The organism is Serratia nevei, from assembly GCF_037948395.1.
In the GTDB taxonomy this organism is placed as follows: domain Bacteria; phylum Pseudomonadota; class Gammaproteobacteria; order Enterobacterales; family Enterobacteriaceae; genus Serratia; species Serratia nevei.
Genome location: NZ_CP149940.1, coordinates 3,206,766 through 3,220,473, shown reverse-complemented (window position 1 = coordinate 3,220,473; position 13,708 = coordinate 3,206,766). Strand labels below are relative to the sequence as shown.

General features: G+C 60.8%; 10 protein-coding genes. 4 read left to right on the top strand and 6 right to left on the bottom strand.

The genetic code is table 11. The annotated features are described in order from the left end of the window. Positions 1–36 precede the first annotated feature (36 nt). Positions 37–666 carry a transcriptional regulator RcsA gene (gene rcsA / locus V8N38_RS15485; RefSeq protein ID WP_033635078.1) on the bottom strand — a complete coding sequence of 210 codons (630 nt, stop codon included), beginning with the start codon at positions 664–666 and terminating at the stop codon, positions 37–39. Between the two features lie 794 nt (positions 667–1,460). Between rcsA and V8N38_RS15480 the strand changes: the two genes are divergently transcribed. Further along, a complete protein-coding gene (locus tag V8N38_RS15480) occupies positions 1,461–2,102 on the top strand; it encodes a GNAT family N-acetyltransferase (RefSeq protein WP_147840038.1) in 642 nt (213 codons plus the stop codon). Positions 2,103–2,113: 11 nt separating this feature from the next. On the opposite strand, the gene V8N38_RS15475 is transcribed toward V8N38_RS15480, so the two are convergent. Further along, positions 2,114–3,529, bottom strand: a complete 1,416-nt coding sequence (locus tag V8N38_RS15475) for a pyridoxal phosphate-dependent decarboxylase family protein (RefSeq protein WP_147839787.1) — start codon at positions 3,527–3,529, stop codon at positions 2,114–2,116. A gap of 101 nt (positions 3,530–3,630) precedes the next feature. Between V8N38_RS15475 and V8N38_RS15470 the strand changes: the two genes are divergently transcribed. Continuing rightward, positions 3,631–4,506, top strand: a complete 876-nt coding sequence (locus V8N38_RS15470; RefSeq protein WP_089186122.1) for a LysR substrate-binding domain-containing protein — start codon at positions 3,631–3,633, stop codon at positions 4,504–4,506. Here the strand turns inward: V8N38_RS15470 and V8N38_RS15465 are convergent. Both V8N38_RS15465 and V8N38_RS15460 read right to left on the bottom strand, forming a co-directional pair. Continuing rightward, positions 4,503–5,894: a CoA transferase gene (locus V8N38_RS15465; protein ID WP_147839788.1), complete on the bottom strand. Its 1,392-nt coding sequence runs from the start codon at positions 5,892–5,894 to the stop codon at positions 4,503–4,505. The two genes, V8N38_RS15470 and V8N38_RS15465, sit on opposite strands and share 4 nt — an antisense overlap. 61 nt (positions 5,895–5,955) lie before the next feature. Further along, positions 5,956–8,139, bottom strand: coding sequence for a glycoside hydrolase (locus tag V8N38_RS15460; RefSeq protein ID WP_100395618.1), 2,184 nt, complete (start codon positions 8,137–8,139; stop codon positions 5,956–5,958). Between the two features lie 501 nt (positions 8,140–8,640). Here V8N38_RS15460 and V8N38_RS15455 point away from each other — a divergent pair. Further along, the gene (locus V8N38_RS15455; RefSeq protein WP_025303346.1) at positions 8,641–9,339 is read left to right on the top strand and encodes an MgtC family protein; all 699 of its coding nucleotides are present in this window, start codon (positions 8,641–8,643) and stop codon (positions 9,337–9,339) included. Positions 9,340–9,582: 243 nt separating this feature from the next. Further along, complete coding sequence (mgtA, locus tag V8N38_RS15450) at positions 9,583–12,282, top strand: magnesium-translocating P-type ATPase (RefSeq protein ID WP_038876668.1); 2,700 nt, start codon at positions 9,583–9,585, stop codon at positions 12,280–12,282. 48 nt (positions 12,283–12,330) lie between these two features. Here the strand turns inward: mgtA and V8N38_RS15445 are convergent, their stop codons facing one another. Both V8N38_RS15445 and V8N38_RS15440 read right to left on the bottom strand, forming a co-directional pair. Continuing rightward, positions 12,331–13,104, bottom strand: a complete 774-nt coding sequence (locus V8N38_RS15445; RefSeq protein WP_060420642.1) for a DUF3307 domain-containing protein — start codon at positions 13,102–13,104, stop codon at positions 12,331–12,333. A gap of 2 nt (positions 13,105–13,106) precedes the next feature. Then, positions 13,107–13,703: a hypothetical protein gene (locus tag V8N38_RS15440; protein WP_087763101.1), complete on the bottom strand. Its 597-nt coding sequence runs from the start codon at positions 13,701–13,703 to the stop codon at positions 13,107–13,109. Positions 13,704–13,708 lie beyond the last annotated feature (5 nt).

Here is a 13,708-nt window from a genome sequence, read left to right as displayed (position 1 = left end):
CGGTCGACAAAACAGAGTGGGGGCATTCTCTGCGGCTCAACGGCTATTGACAAATATTCCACTGGTCAGCGTATCGGTCAAACGAACAACGTGGTAAATGATCTGCTTGTTGTGCGTCTTTATTTTCCGCTTGATGTTTCCCTTGTGGGAGGAGACCGTTTTGGCCTTTATTTGCATCTGGTCTGATATCTGGATGGTGCCTTGACCGGACATCCACATGCGTAACATGTTCGATTCGGTCTGGCTCAGCGTTACCGGCGTTTGGTCCAGAGAGGACTTCTCCGCCCGTAGGGACGTTCTCTCGAGATAGTGACTAAGTAGCTGATTCATAGTCTCTGGTTTGATGGATTTTGACGATATGATGACGTTCTTGCGAACATATAAATAATCGTCGAAATGTACATTGGTAATAGCCATGAAGATGAAGAATAACGTATCCGGGTGCAGTGAAATCACCCGTTTTATTCGCTCGGTGGCGTTTGCTTCGTGGATGAAGCAGTCCTCGTTAATAAACACCAGGCTCGGATTCAACTTGCTGCATTTTTCATGCAGGCTGTCAATATCCTCGATGGCATTAATATGGCGTTTTTTCACGCCATGCGAAGTCAGATAGTCGGTTAATCCCAATCTGGTATAGCTACATGAATCCATGATGATCGTTGGCATATCGCACCCCCACTTAAATCCGTTTTACTGCGGTAATATGAGAAAAAGCCTGAAAAGCCGAAAGGCAAAATGGAGCAATAATTCAGTGTAGCCAGTGTTCTATCAATAAACACGACGGCACTCAATGATATTTTCATACTAAACTTATTAATCACATGAATCTATAAGTTTGGCTTAAGTCAGCGAGATTTGCTGCCCGCTCGGCGTTGACGCGATCGGCCTGACTTGCGCTTGGCGCCCGCGCTTGCTGACATTGCTTGCCGAGATTCTGTTCATCATGTCACGAAACAAAATTTTAGTTTGCTAGGAAAAGTCTTAAAAAAAATTCATGTGTTGGCTTTTTGAAGTTTTTCAGTGCGTTTTTTGAGCGCTTAAAAAGTGTTCTTTTGGTTTCTTTGTTTTTTTAACGATAAAAATCATTAAGTTGAATCATACCCTTCCTCACCTGTTAATGATAATCACTTCTTTTTTTATCATAACAACCAACAAAAGTTAACGTTGTGGCTGAAATGTGTAGCTTAATTGTTGCTATAAATCACCGTTTTACAATGAGTTATCTGGATATTTATTTTGATTGAAATAATTTTGGTGAATATTTAACAGTGATTGAGTTGTTTTTCTAAACTATCATCCTGTTGCCCGCGCCAGCGGGGCGGGGGGCAGGTCGGAGTTGTCTCCGGCCCGCGTTGGTTTTAACTTGCCTTTCCACCTTTCAAAAGCAGGATGTCGCAGTGAGACAGAATCAGTATGGGCAGCCAATAGGCGATGCCCTTCCTCATTGGCAGCCGGCAGGCCTGCCCGGGCACAGGTTGCTGCAAGGGCGGTTTTGCCGCCTTGAACCCCTTAGCCTTGAGCGCTGGGGGGATGAGCTCTATCGGGCTTACCAAACCGCCGAGGACGACCGAGACTGGACCTATCTGTTTTGGGAACGGCCGCAGACGTGCGAGGATTTTCAGCGTTACCTCCAGGCTCAGGCGTCCAGCGCTGACAGGAACACGATGGTAGTGGTCGATCAGGCGAACGGGCGCGCCGTGGGCACCTGCGCTTTTTTGCGCATCGATCCCGGCAACGGCGTGGCCGAACTGGGCACCATCAACTGGTCGCCGCTGATGAGGCGCAGCGCGCTGGGCAGCGAGGCGATTTTCCTGATGCTGCGGCATCTGTTTGACGATCTTGGCTATCGGCGCTGCGAATGGAAGTGCGATAGCCTCAATTTGCCTTCGCGCCAGGCCGCCGAGCGTTTGGGGTTCCGGTACGAAGGCACTTTCCGCCAGGCGGTTGTCGTCAAAGGGCGCACGCGCGACACCGATTGGCTGTCGATCATCGACGCGGAATGGCCGGCGCGACACGCCGCCTTTGCCGCCTGGCTGTCGCCGGATAACATCAGCGATGACGGGCGGCAAGCGCGGCGTTTGCAGGCCTTCCAACTCGAATAGCGCCGCGCGCCTTAGGCCGTCTCTGGCAGACAGTGGCGCAGCGAGTCCAGCGCCAGCCGGATGTCCCGTTCCTCCGTCATCCAGTTGACCAGCGCGGCGCGGATCCCCGGCTGATGGCTATAGGTCGTTGGGGTGCAACGCACCACGCCGTGCCGGTTAAGGCGCTCGAGAAAGCGATCGCGCGCCGCTTCGCTGTCGCCCTGCGGGCGGCTGAGCGCGAAGCACACCACGTTCAAATTCACCGGCGCCAGCAAATGGAAACCGTCGTCGGCCGCTAACGCCGCGCCCAGCGCCTGCGCCAATCGGACGTTGCGCTCGACGATATCCCGTATGCCGCTGCGGCCATAGGCTTTCAGCGTCAGCCAGAGCGGCAGGGCGCGAAAGCGCCGCGAATTTTCCGGCGTCAAATGCAGATAGTTGTCCGGCCGCGGCGTCGGCGCTTCCAGGTAGGCCGAATGGTTCTGAAATACCTGCATCTGCAGATCCAGGTGGCGGGTAAATTGGATCGCGCTGTCATAAGGCACGTTCAGCCATTTGTGCGCATCGACGGTGATGGAGTCCGCCTGTTGCCAGCCTGCGAGTCGTGGTGCATACAGCGGCGAACAGGCCGCCACGCCCCCGAAGGCTGCATCGACATGCAGCCAAAACGGATAACGCTCCCGCAGCGCCAGCAGACGCGGCAGATCGTCGAAGGCGACGGTGTTGACCGTGCCGGCGCTGGCCAGCACCAACGTGGGGCGGCCAGCGCCGGCGGCGAGCTGCCGCTCCAGCGCCGCCATATCCATGGCCTCAGACTCCGGCAGGCTGGCGACGGTCGTCAGCGCGTCGCGGCCGATGCCGAGCATGCTGAGCGCCTTTACGCTGCTGGCGTGCGGATTGGCCGCCAGCACCCGGATGGGCCCCAGCGCCGCCAGGCCCCGTTGGGCAATATCCACGCCGTGCTGTTGGCCCAGCCACTGCCGGCCAATGGCCAGCCCGGCGAAATTGGCCATGGTGGCACCGCTGACCAGGCTGCCGCTGAACGCTTCCGGCAGGCCCAGCAGGGATTTCAACTGCGTCACGGCGGCCAGTTCGATCGCCGCGGCGATCGTATCATGGCTGAGCTGGCTATTTTGGTCTGTCACGCTAACCAGCCAGTCCGCCGCGACCGCCGCCGGGGTGCCACCGCCGGTGACGAAGCCGAAATAACGCGGGCCGGCGCTGGCGGAAATGCCCGCCTGATAACGCTGCCAAAAGTCATCCAGCGCCGCCAGGGCGCCTTCACCGTTTTCCGCCAGCCGATCGTCACCGGGTTGCAGCTGCTGTTGCGCGAGCGGTGGGCAGACCGATCGCTGCTGCAGCCCGGCCAGAAAATCTTCCGCCAACTGGCGGGTGTGGTCGAGGATCTGCGGAAACTGTGTAAGATCCTGTTGTAAACGTGGGTGCATGGCGGCTCCGAAGCATCAGGGATAGATGGCATAAACATAGAACAGTTGCCTGCGGGCCAAAATCGATGAAAAATAACCTTTTTGGATAATCCGGCTAACCAGTGATGAGTGAACGCCTTCCCCTGCATGTCTTGCCGACCTTCGTTATCGCCGCCAGGTTGGAGAATTTGCGCGCCACGGCGCAGCAGGTGCATTTAACGCATGGTGCGGTCAGCCAGCAAATCCAGCTGCTGGAGCAGGCGGTCGGCTATTCGCTGTTTGAACGGCGCGGGCGCGGTGTGCGTCTGAATGCGGCCGGGAAAGAGATGCTGGCGGCGGTAGAGCCGGCGCTGCAGGCGCTGCAGCAGGGCGTTGCCCGCGCCCGGCGCGCCGCGGCAAGCCAGACGCTGCGTATCAGCGTGCTGCCGTCTTTTGCCCATTACTGGCTGTTGCCGCGCCTGCCGGCCTTCCATGAAGCCTGCGCCGATATTGCGCTGGATATCGATGCATCGCTGACATTGCAGGATCTGTCGCAGCGCGGATTCGATGCGGCGATCCGCATCGGTAACGGTCAGTGGGCGGGACTGCAGGCACAGCGCATCGCGTCGGGCGATGTGCTGCCGGTCGCCTCGCCGGACATGGCGCGGCAATGGGGAACGGCATTCGAGAACGGCGGCGATGTTCCCTTGCTGGAGCACGACGTCAGCCCCTGGCGCGCCTGGTTCAATACGCAAGGGCGCTCGCTGTGCGGGCGGCAACAGGCGTTGTTCAACGATGCCGGATTGTTGATTCGCGCGGCCGAGCAGGGGTTTGGCATCGCGCTGGCGAAAAAGTTGCTGGTGCAGGATGCGATCGCCGCCGGGAGGCTGGTGGCGCTGGCCGCGCCCTGTCGCCTGAGCGATGACGACGTTTATCTGGTGTGGCCGCAGACCGCCGGGTTGACGCCGGCGGTCTTGCGGTTGCTGCAGTGGCTGCAGCAACAGTTGGCGGCTATTTAACGGCGCAGCCAAGCCGGCTGCGAGGTGCCGAGCGCGGTCGCCGGCAGCGCCCATTGCAGCGCCGTGCCCTGCAGGCTTAACGGGGCGCGCAGACGTTGTGCGGCGCCCCAGTCGGTCAGTTCCGTTTCCGGGTTTTCGTCGGCGGGGCCGGCCGGCGTCAGGGCTTGCGGCCGATAATGCGCCGGATAGGGATGCGCCAGCAGCAGTTGCGCCGTGCGCGCCAGCGACAGCCTTGCGTGGTAGCCGGTGCCGCGGCTCAGGCGCTGCGCCATACCGGTCAGCACCGCCGCCGCCATCAAATAGCCGGTGGCGTGGTCCAGAGCCTGTACCGGCAGCGGCAGCGGCACCGGCAAACTGGCGCTGCGCCAAACCATGCCCGCCTCCGCCAACCCGCAGCTCATCTGCACCAGGCTGTCAAAACCGCGCCGGGTGCGCCACGGCCCGCTCCAGCCGTAGGCATTCAGACAGACGTCGATCAGGCCCGGCGCCAGCGCGCGTCTTTCCTCCGTGCCATAGCCCAACTTCTCCAGCGCCCCGGCACGGTAGCCATGTACGATCACGTCGGTGTTTCTCAGCAGATGTTCAAACGTATGGCGATCGTGCGCATTGGTCAGGTTGAGGCGCGCGCTGCGCTTGCCCAGCATCACCTCGTGCTCGACGCCGGGCTCATCCCAACCGTAAGGATCGATGCGCAGCACGTCGGCACCCAAACCGGCGAGAAAACGGGTGGCGATCGGCCCGGCGAGAATGCGCGTCAGATCCAGCACCCGCACGCCGTGCAGCGGCCGGGCGATGGGCAGCTCCCAACCCGGCGGCGGCGCTTCCGGCTGCAGCGAGGTGTGGATCAAGGGTTCGAGCGCCACGCTCTTGCCCTGAATATGTTGCCGCCACGCGGCCGCCGAGCGCATTTGGGCCGCACAGCCGCCGGCTTCGATCACTGCCTGCTCCAGCTCGCTCTTTTTCCAGCTCAGCACGCGCGCCGCCAGCGTGCCTTTGTCCGATGCAGGGCCCAGCACCTGTTCCACCGCCCGCCGATGGTGCGGCGCATTGGTATGCAGGCGTATCCAGCCGTCTGCTGTCTCGTAGTCGCCGGCCAGGGCGTCCCAGACCGCAGGCAGCGTCCAACCCAGAGGACGCAGCGTCCAGCCAAACCAGAGCGAGGCCAGGCGTTGATCGACCCAGACCTGCGGCGCTTCGGTTGCCTTGCGGCGAAGCAATTCGGCGCAGGCCAAACCGGCGGCGCTCCAGGCGGCGGTAGCCAATTCGGTGACGGGAAAAGCCGAAGGCAATGCACCGGTACCGCTTACGGTTAACCGGTCGCAGGGCGCCGGGCGTTGCTCCAGGCTTTGCCAAATCTCGTCGAGCAGAGTGTGGATCAGAGGCGTCATCGGCCACTCCTTGCGGGTCGTCGGAAATATAGCCTAGCGTAGCCCACCGCCGGCGACCTTGCTAAGGCGCAACGTCGAACGTGCGGCCGTCGGCCAGTTGGGCGCGCAGGCTGTGGGCCGCTACGCCGGCGAACGGCTGCTCGCTGAAGTTGGCGGTCAGCGTCGACCCGTCGCTAAACGTCGTCTGTTGCACCCAGCCGTCCCGATCGAGCCAGCGGAAGTCGGTCAGCGCTTTGTCCCACAGGGCCTGATGCAGCGGCCGGAAGGCGGCGTCGGCGCGTTTGATCGCCGGCAGGCGGGCCGCCAGGGTGGCGCGGCTCAGATGGAACATCGGCGCAGTGTTGTACAGCTGGCTGAGCAGACTGCGGGTGGTCTGAACGTCGCTGAACTTCAGATTGTCGTAATTCCAGTGGTGGCTGCTGACGATCGCATCGTGGAAAACGGCCTGGTACAGCGGCAGGCGGTAACGCGGATCGAATTCGACGGTGCGGTAGGGCTGTTTCACCTTGGCGGGGCGGAAGAAAAACGCCGGTTGGGCGTTGGGCCACCAGGCGCCGAGATAATAGGGCGAGGATTTATCCTGATTCATCTGTTTATCGCCCCAGCCGAATCCCCAGGTTTCCATGCCGTGGGCGAACATCAGGCTGCGAGCGGTCACCGCATTGCCGTCCTCCGAGCCGAGCGGCAGCTTAAGGGTGGCACTGAACCAGGCCAGCCTGGCGTTGCGCGCTTCGGCCATTTGCGCCGCGCCGGTCGGGTGGTCGGGCTGATAGTCGTCGGAGACCATGCCGGTGCCGTCCACGTCGAGAAACAGGCTGTTCAACCCGGCCAGTTGCACCAACTCGCGCATGCGCTGTTGAGAATAGGGCAGGACGCAGCCCGGATTGAGGTAGTAACCCTGTTTGCCGAAGCCGGGTTTCTTGCTGCCGTCGGCGCGCACGATGGCGCAGGTTTCCCGCAGCGTCGTCGGCAGTTGCGCGGTGAGCCAGCTGTCGTTCACGCCGCGTGGAATGGCGGTATCGTAGGAGTCGTAGCTGGCGATCAGATAGCCGGCCGCTTTGGCGGCGGTTACCGCCTGCGGGTGCAGGAAGGCGGCGGTCCAGTTATCGGTGCCCAACCACAGGCGCGGCAAACCCGCCTGGCGCAGCGCATCGATCACCGGTTTGGCCAGCCCTTGCCCCCAACGGTCCACCGGGGTTAACCAACGCCCCAGCTCTCGCTGTGCCCGCTCCCGCACCGCAGCGGCCTGGCGCTGCTGTGCCTGCAGAAAATCGGCGTCATCCGGCGTGGCGTCCAGCGGAATTTGCGCCGTCAACGCCTGGTTGATGCCGTCGATCAGGGGCTGTTGCTGCCAGCCCTCCGGTGTTTTGCCCGCCAGCTGCAGCAGGAGCTTTCTGCTCTCGGCATCCATTTGTTGCCGCAGCCCGGCGGCGGCCGGAGAGGCAAGGTAGTGCAGCAACCCCGGCCAATCTTTGACGTCTTCCGCCGCCAGCAGTTTGTCGCCCCACAGGTAGACATGGGTGGCACCGATCAGCTTTTCGCCTTCGGGCGCCTGCTTTATCTTCTCGCGCAGGCTGCTGAACTGGCCGCTTTGTTGCAAATAGTCGCGATAGCGGCGGGCGCCGGACAGCGGGGTGTCACCGACGTGCAGCAGCACCTCGAATGCCTGCTGTTGGTTGAAGCGGTTGAACTGATGCCCGGCGCGCATCTCCAGCTTTTCCTGCGCGGCGGCGAAGGTGACCCGGTTGCTGAACGGCGTCAACATCAGCCAGCTGTAGACCTTGCCCTGGTATTGCTGGCTCCACAGCGGCAGCTTCAGATCCCAGTTGGTATCCAGCGGCGTCATTTCCGCCGTCAGGTAATGGCGCCAGACCGCGTCGTCGAGCGGAATGCGGCTGCCTTCGCCGATCGGCAGCAACAGCGTTTCCGCCTGCGGCGGCAGGCGGTACCAGTTCAGAAGCTGTGGCCGGTCGCTGCTGAAGCTCAGGCGCAGATCGCCGTCCTCCAGCCTGGCGCTAACCTTGACCGCGCTCTGTGGCCAGCGCCAGCTGGCGCGTTGTGGCGACGCAGTGAGATCCGCCACCGGTTGCGCGGGCTGCGCCAGATTGACCGGCACAGCGCCGGCGGCAACGCGCAGCGTGGCGGGATCGAGTTCAAACTGCGCGTCGCCTTGCTGCAGCAGCAGGGCATCTGCGGGAAAGCTGACGAGCAGCGCGAGCGCGAGCGGAGAAAGCCGGTGTTTCATCGGGGGCGTCCTTGAAAGATGAAGGGGGACAGTTTACCGATAAGCGCACTGGCGCCCAACGTTGTCGCTGCCTATTTGTGACATCGAAATATGATCGCGGTATTCCAGTTTATTTTTCGTTTAATAAATTAGCCTTTACTTCATTACCTGACGTCACTATACTCAGCCAAAATTTCGGTGGAGAAACCCAATTGGACAGTTGTAGTTGTAATAAAACAAATAAGGCAAGCTGACCAATTCTCTTCTGATTTGTTGCTTGCCGTTATCGGCGGGCAGCACCCCTCTCCAGTTATTCCTGAGCTGTGCATACCCGAATAAAAAACGTGTCCTGAGGCCTGGCGGTTTCAGGTGAATTGAGTTGGACGTTATTATGGTATTCTGCAGCCACAGCCTTTTCCCTCCAGGCACAGCACGCTGATTCGCTGATTTATTTTCGGCGCGACTTTGCGTGTGCTAAACAGCACATGATTTTATCTCCTGCGGTTAATTAAGGGGACAGTCATGGCTATGACTCCTTTCGTTTTAAATTTATTGCTGGCAATGTGCCTGGGCGCGGTGATTGGCGCCGAGCGCCAGTGGCGCCAACGTATGGCCGGCCTGCGCACCAATGCGCTGGTAGCGACCGGCGCGGCGGTCTTTATTCTCAGCTCCATGTCCACCGATCCGGCCAGCGCCGGCCGCGTGGCCGCGCAGATTGTCTCGGGTATCGGCTTTCTCGGCGCCGGCGTTATCATGCGGGAAGGGCTGAACATTCGCGGCCTCAACACCGCCGCCACGCTGTGGTGTTCGGCGGGGATCGGCGTCCTGTGCGGCCTGGGCCAGCATTGGGATGCGGTGGTCGCCACGCTGGTGATCCTGTGCGCCAATATCCTGCTGCGCGAAGCCGCGCAGCGCATCAACCTGCAGCCGCACCAGCAGGCGACCGATCTGGAACTGTGCTATCGCATTCAGGTGACCTGCGGCGAACAGGATGAAATTCTGGTGCGCACCCTGATTCTTCAGGCGCTGAACGGCGTCGCCTTGCGGCTGCAGTCCTTGCGCAGCGCCGATATTTCCAGCCCGGGGCAATTGGAAGTGTGCGCGGAAATTACCGCTACGCCGGCTGCGCAAAAAGAAATTGAGGGTATTGTCTGCCGCGTCAGCCTGGAAAAAAGCGTGAGTGCCGTTCGCTGGCGCGTCGCGTCTGAATTACCGGTCTGATTAATTATATAAATATTTACTAACTTGATTATATGTTCAGGTTTATTCAGGCACGCCTGAATAACGCGGAACATTAAGGAGGCGTTATGGACGATGACCCCGGAAGGGAAATGATTTCTGCGTGGCTGACAGGGTAATCACGCTATTCAGTCACGCTAATTAAAAAATTCCACTCTGCGCAGAGTCACCTGTTTATCGGGCGGGATATCCCTGTGCGCAGAACGAAAATAAGAGAATAGCGTTATGACTCAGATTAATGAAAGAACGCGTCGCCGTGATAAAGACGCGGTGACCTACGCCATTGCGCAAGAGGCGACCAACAGCATCGCCCAAACGCTGGCGAACCTTAAGTGCAACCGCAACGGCTTGACCCAGGACGACGCCGATGAGCGGTTGGAGCAGTTCGGCGCCAACCAGGTCGCCCACGACAAGGCGCCGCATGCTTTGATTCAGCTGATCAAGGCCTTTAACAACCCGTTTATCTTCGTGCTGATGGTGCTGGCTGCGATCAGTTTCTTTACCGATTATTGGCTGCCGCGCCAGAGCGGTGAAGAAACTGAACTCACCGGCGTTATTATCATTCTGACCATGGTCACGTTGAGCGGGCTGCTGCGTTTTTGGCAGGAATACCGCACCAACAAAGCGGCGGAAGCGCTGAAGTCGATGGTGCGCACCACCGCCACGGTGCTGCGTCGCAGCAGCTACAGCGCGCATCCGCTGACGCTGGAAGTGCCAATCCGCGAACTGGTGCCGGGGGATATCATTCAGCTCTCCGCCGGTGACATGGTGCCGGCCGACGTGCGTCTTATCGCCTCGCGCGATCTGTTCATCAGCCAGGCGATTTTGACCGGCGAAGCGATCCCCATCGAGAAATACGATGCGATGGGCAACGTGGCGCAGAAGTCGAGCGACGGGGAGGTATCCAGCGAGAACGCGCTGCTTGAGCTCTCCAATATCTGCCTGATGGGCACCAACGTCGCCAGCGGCACCGCCACGGCGGTGGTGGTGGCGACCGGCGGACGCACTTACTTCGGCTCGCTGGCCAAGTCGATCGTCGGTTCGCGGGCGCAAACCGCGTTCGATCGCGGGGTGAACAGCGTCAGCTGGTTGCTGATTCGCTTCATGCTGGTGATGGTGCCGGTGGTGTTGCTGATCAACGGCTTCACCAAAGGCGACTGGAGCGAGGCGGCGCTGTTCGCACTGGCGGTGGCGGTTGGTCTGACGCCGGAAATGCTGCCGATGATCGTCAGCTCCAACCTGGCGAAAGGGGCGATCGCCATGTCGCGCCGCAAGGTGGTGGTGAAGCGCCTGAACGCCATTCAGAACTTCGGCGCCATGGACGTGCTCTGCACCGACAAGACCGGCACCCTGACCCAGGACCGTATCATTCTCGAGCACCACATCGACGTCACGGGCGCCAGGGATAACGAGGTGCTGCACCTGGCCTGGCTGAACAGCTTCCATCAGAGCGGCATGAAGAACCTGATGGACCAGGCGGTGATCCGCTTCGGGCGCGGCAAACCGGGGATCGAAGCCCTGGGCCGTTTCAGCAAGGTGGATGAGCTGCCGTTCGACTTCGTGCGCCGCCGGCTGTCGATCGTGGTGGCGGACGAAAATGGCAAGCAGCAGCTGATCTGTAAGGGTGCGGTAGAGGAGATGCTGGAGATCGCCACTCACGTGCGTGAAGGCGACAAGACGCTGGAACTGGACGACGCGCGCCGTGCGGCGCTGCAGGCGCTGGCCCGCGAGTATAACGAAGACGGCTTCCGCGTGCTGGTGCTGGCGACGCGCGAGCTGGATGCGCAACGCCCGGCCGACCCGCTGAGCGTGGCCGACGAGCGCGACATGGTGGTGCAAGGGCTGCTGACCTTCCTCGATCCGCCGAAGGAGAGCGCGCAGCAGGCGATCGCCGCGCTGCAGGAAAACGGCGTGACGGTTAAGGTGCTGACCGGCGACAACCCGGTGATCACCTGCAAGATTTGCCGCGACGTTGGGCTGGAACCGGGTGAACCGCTCTCCGGGCTGCGAATTGAACAGATGGATGACGAAGAACTGGCGCGCGAAGTGGAGCAGCGCACGGTCTTCACCAAGCTGACGCCGCTGCAAAAATCGCGGGTGCTGAAAATGCTGCAGGCCAACGGCCATACCGTCGGCTTCCTCGGCGACGGCATCAACGATGCACCGGCGCTGCGCGACGCCGACGTCGGCATTTCGGTCGACACTGGCACCGATATCGCCAAGGAGTCGGCGGACATCATCCTGTTGGAAAAGAACCTGATGGTGCTGGAAGAGGGGGTGATCAAAGGGCGCGAGACCTTCGGCAATATCATCAAGTACCTGAACATGACCGCCAGCTCCAACTTCGGCAACGTGTTCTCGGTGCTGGTGGCCAGCGCCTTCATCCCGTTCCTGCCGATGCTGGCGATCCACCTGTTGATTCAAAACCTGATGTACGACATTTCTCAGCTGTCGCTGCCGTGGGACAAGATGGATAAAGAGTTCCTGCGCAAGCCGCGCAAGTGGGACTCCAAAAACATCGGGCGCTTTATGCTGTGGATTGGGCCGACCTCGTCAATCTTCGATATCACGACGTATGCGCTGATGTGGTACGTGTTCGCCGCCAACAGCGTGGAACACCAGGCGCTGTTCCAGTCCGGCTGGTTCATTGAGGGGCTGCTGTCGCAAACGCTGGTGGTGCATATGCTGCGCACCCAGAAGATCCCGTTCATTCAGAGCACCGCGGCGCTGCCGGTGTTGCTGACCACCGGGTTGGTGATGGCGCTCGGCATCTACATTCCGTTCTCGCCGCTCGGTGCCCTGGTTGGCCTGCAGCCGCTGCCGTGGGAATACTTCCCGTGGTTGGCCGCTACGCTGGTCAGCTACTGCGTGGTCGCGCAGTTGATGAAGCGTTTCTATATCCGCCGCTTCGGCGAGTGGCTCTAAGCCGCCTCGGCGTTCACTTCGGGGGCGAAATTCTTCGCCCCCGCACCCCTACAGCAGTTTGTTGACCAGCAGGCCGAGCATGATGGTCAGCGTGAAGGAAAACAGCGTGCCGAGCAGCACATACTCGGTGCGCATCTTATCGTCGCTCTGGCGCAGATCGCCGAAACGAAAGATAGATTTGGCCGCCAGCAAAAAACCGATCGCCGGGATTTGCCCCAGCAACACAAAGGTCAGGATCAGCGTTCTCTCCAGATAGCCAATCTGTTTGCCCGCGCGCAGCAGCGAGTCGTTGTCGGCCTTGGCCGAAGGCGGCATTTGCGGCGTCCAGCGCGCCAGCAGCTGCCCGATCAGCAGGCTCATCGGCAGATAAATCAGACTGTAGGCCACCAGCACCAGGCCGGTTTGCCAACGCCCCAGTTGCCGCCCCAGCGCAGCGAGCAGTTCACCGGCGTTCGGCGTCAGCCCCAGCCACAGCAAGGCGATCACCGCCAGATGCAATCCCTGATCGAGCAGGAAACTGCGGGCCGGGCTCAGGCGGCTCATCGCGGTGACTTTCAGCAGATCGATCAGGTAGTGGCTGACGGCGATGACCAGCAGGCTGGCCAGCACCTGAAATGAGGAAAGCCCGCCGTGCAGCAGGCCGAAACCGGCCACCACCCAGGCGGCCAGCACCCCGTGCAGCAACGCGTGCAACACCAGAAAACGTGAACGTGCGCGATGTTGGATTTTATCTTCCACCCAACTCAGCGGCTGCAGCGGAAAATCCGCCAGCAGATGGACGAGCAACAGCCAGGCCAGCAAGGGCGCATAGGTCAGATCCATAGTCAGACGATCCTGTTAATGGCGTGAATAAACCGCATGATTTCCTCGTAGGCCGCGCGTTTCAGCGCGGCGGAGACCGTGGAGGCGGCTTTCTGCAGCTGGTCCGCCACGGCGGCGCCGCTGTCGGCGAACATTCTCGCCTGAACGATGCGCGCTTCGGCCTGTGACAGGCGGCCAATCACATGATCTAACATCGGCAGCAGATCGCTGACAATGGCGTTTGTCCGATCGTTGTCGGTTTTCAGAGCCAGCCGGCAATTTTTTGCCATGGCGTCCAGCGCGCTGCCGGAATTGATAAAGGCGCTGCCGTAACCGGTGGCGTCGGGCCGTTGGCTGCCCAGCCCGATGGCGATGCGCGCATCCCAGTGCGTGGCACCCATCGCCCGCAGCGCGAGGCGAATGTACACCGCCAGCAGCAGCCCGTCCTCCGGGGCGGCCTGCGCCTGGAAGGCATCGCCGCGAAAGATTTCCACCTGATGCAGCCGCCCGTCGCGCCGTAGCCGGTCGAGCAGGCTATGCAGCCCATTGAGGTAGTTGACGGTGTCTGACCGGCGAGAATCGACCAGATCGCCGCTGATAACGCTGATTGGCGTCGGCATGGCGT

Excerpts from the sequence above, each read along its gene's own strand:
- rcsA (WP_033635078.1), bottom strand. The coding sequence starts at position 666 with ATGCCAACGATCATCATGGATTCATGTAGCTATACCAGATTGGGATTA.
- V8N38_RS15475 (WP_147839787.1), bottom strand. The coding sequence starts at position 3,529 with ATGCACCCACGTTTACAACAGGATCTTACACAGTTTCCGCAGATCCTC.
- V8N38_RS15465 (WP_147839788.1), bottom strand. The coding sequence starts at position 5,894 with ATGACGCCTCTGATCCACACTCTGCTCGACGAGATTTGGCAAAGCCTG.
- V8N38_RS15460 (WP_100395618.1), bottom strand. The coding sequence starts at position 8,139 with ATGAAACACCGGCTTTCTCCGCTCGCGCTCGCGCTGCTCGTCAGCTTT.
- V8N38_RS15455 (WP_025303346.1), top strand. The coding sequence starts at position 8,641 with ATGGCTATGACTCCTTTCGTTTTAAATTTATTGCTGGCAATGTGCCTG.
- mgtA (WP_038876668.1), top strand. The coding sequence starts at position 9,583 with ATGACTCAGATTAATGAAAGAACGCGTCGCCGTGATAAAGACGCGGTG.
- V8N38_RS15445 (WP_060420642.1), bottom strand. The coding sequence starts at position 13,104 with ATGGATCTGACCTATGCGCCCTTGCTGGCCTGGCTGTTGCTCGTCCAT.
- V8N38_RS15440 (WP_087763101.1), bottom strand. The coding sequence starts at position 13,703 with ATGCCGACGCCAATCAGCGTTATCAGCGGCGATCTGGTCGATTCTCGC.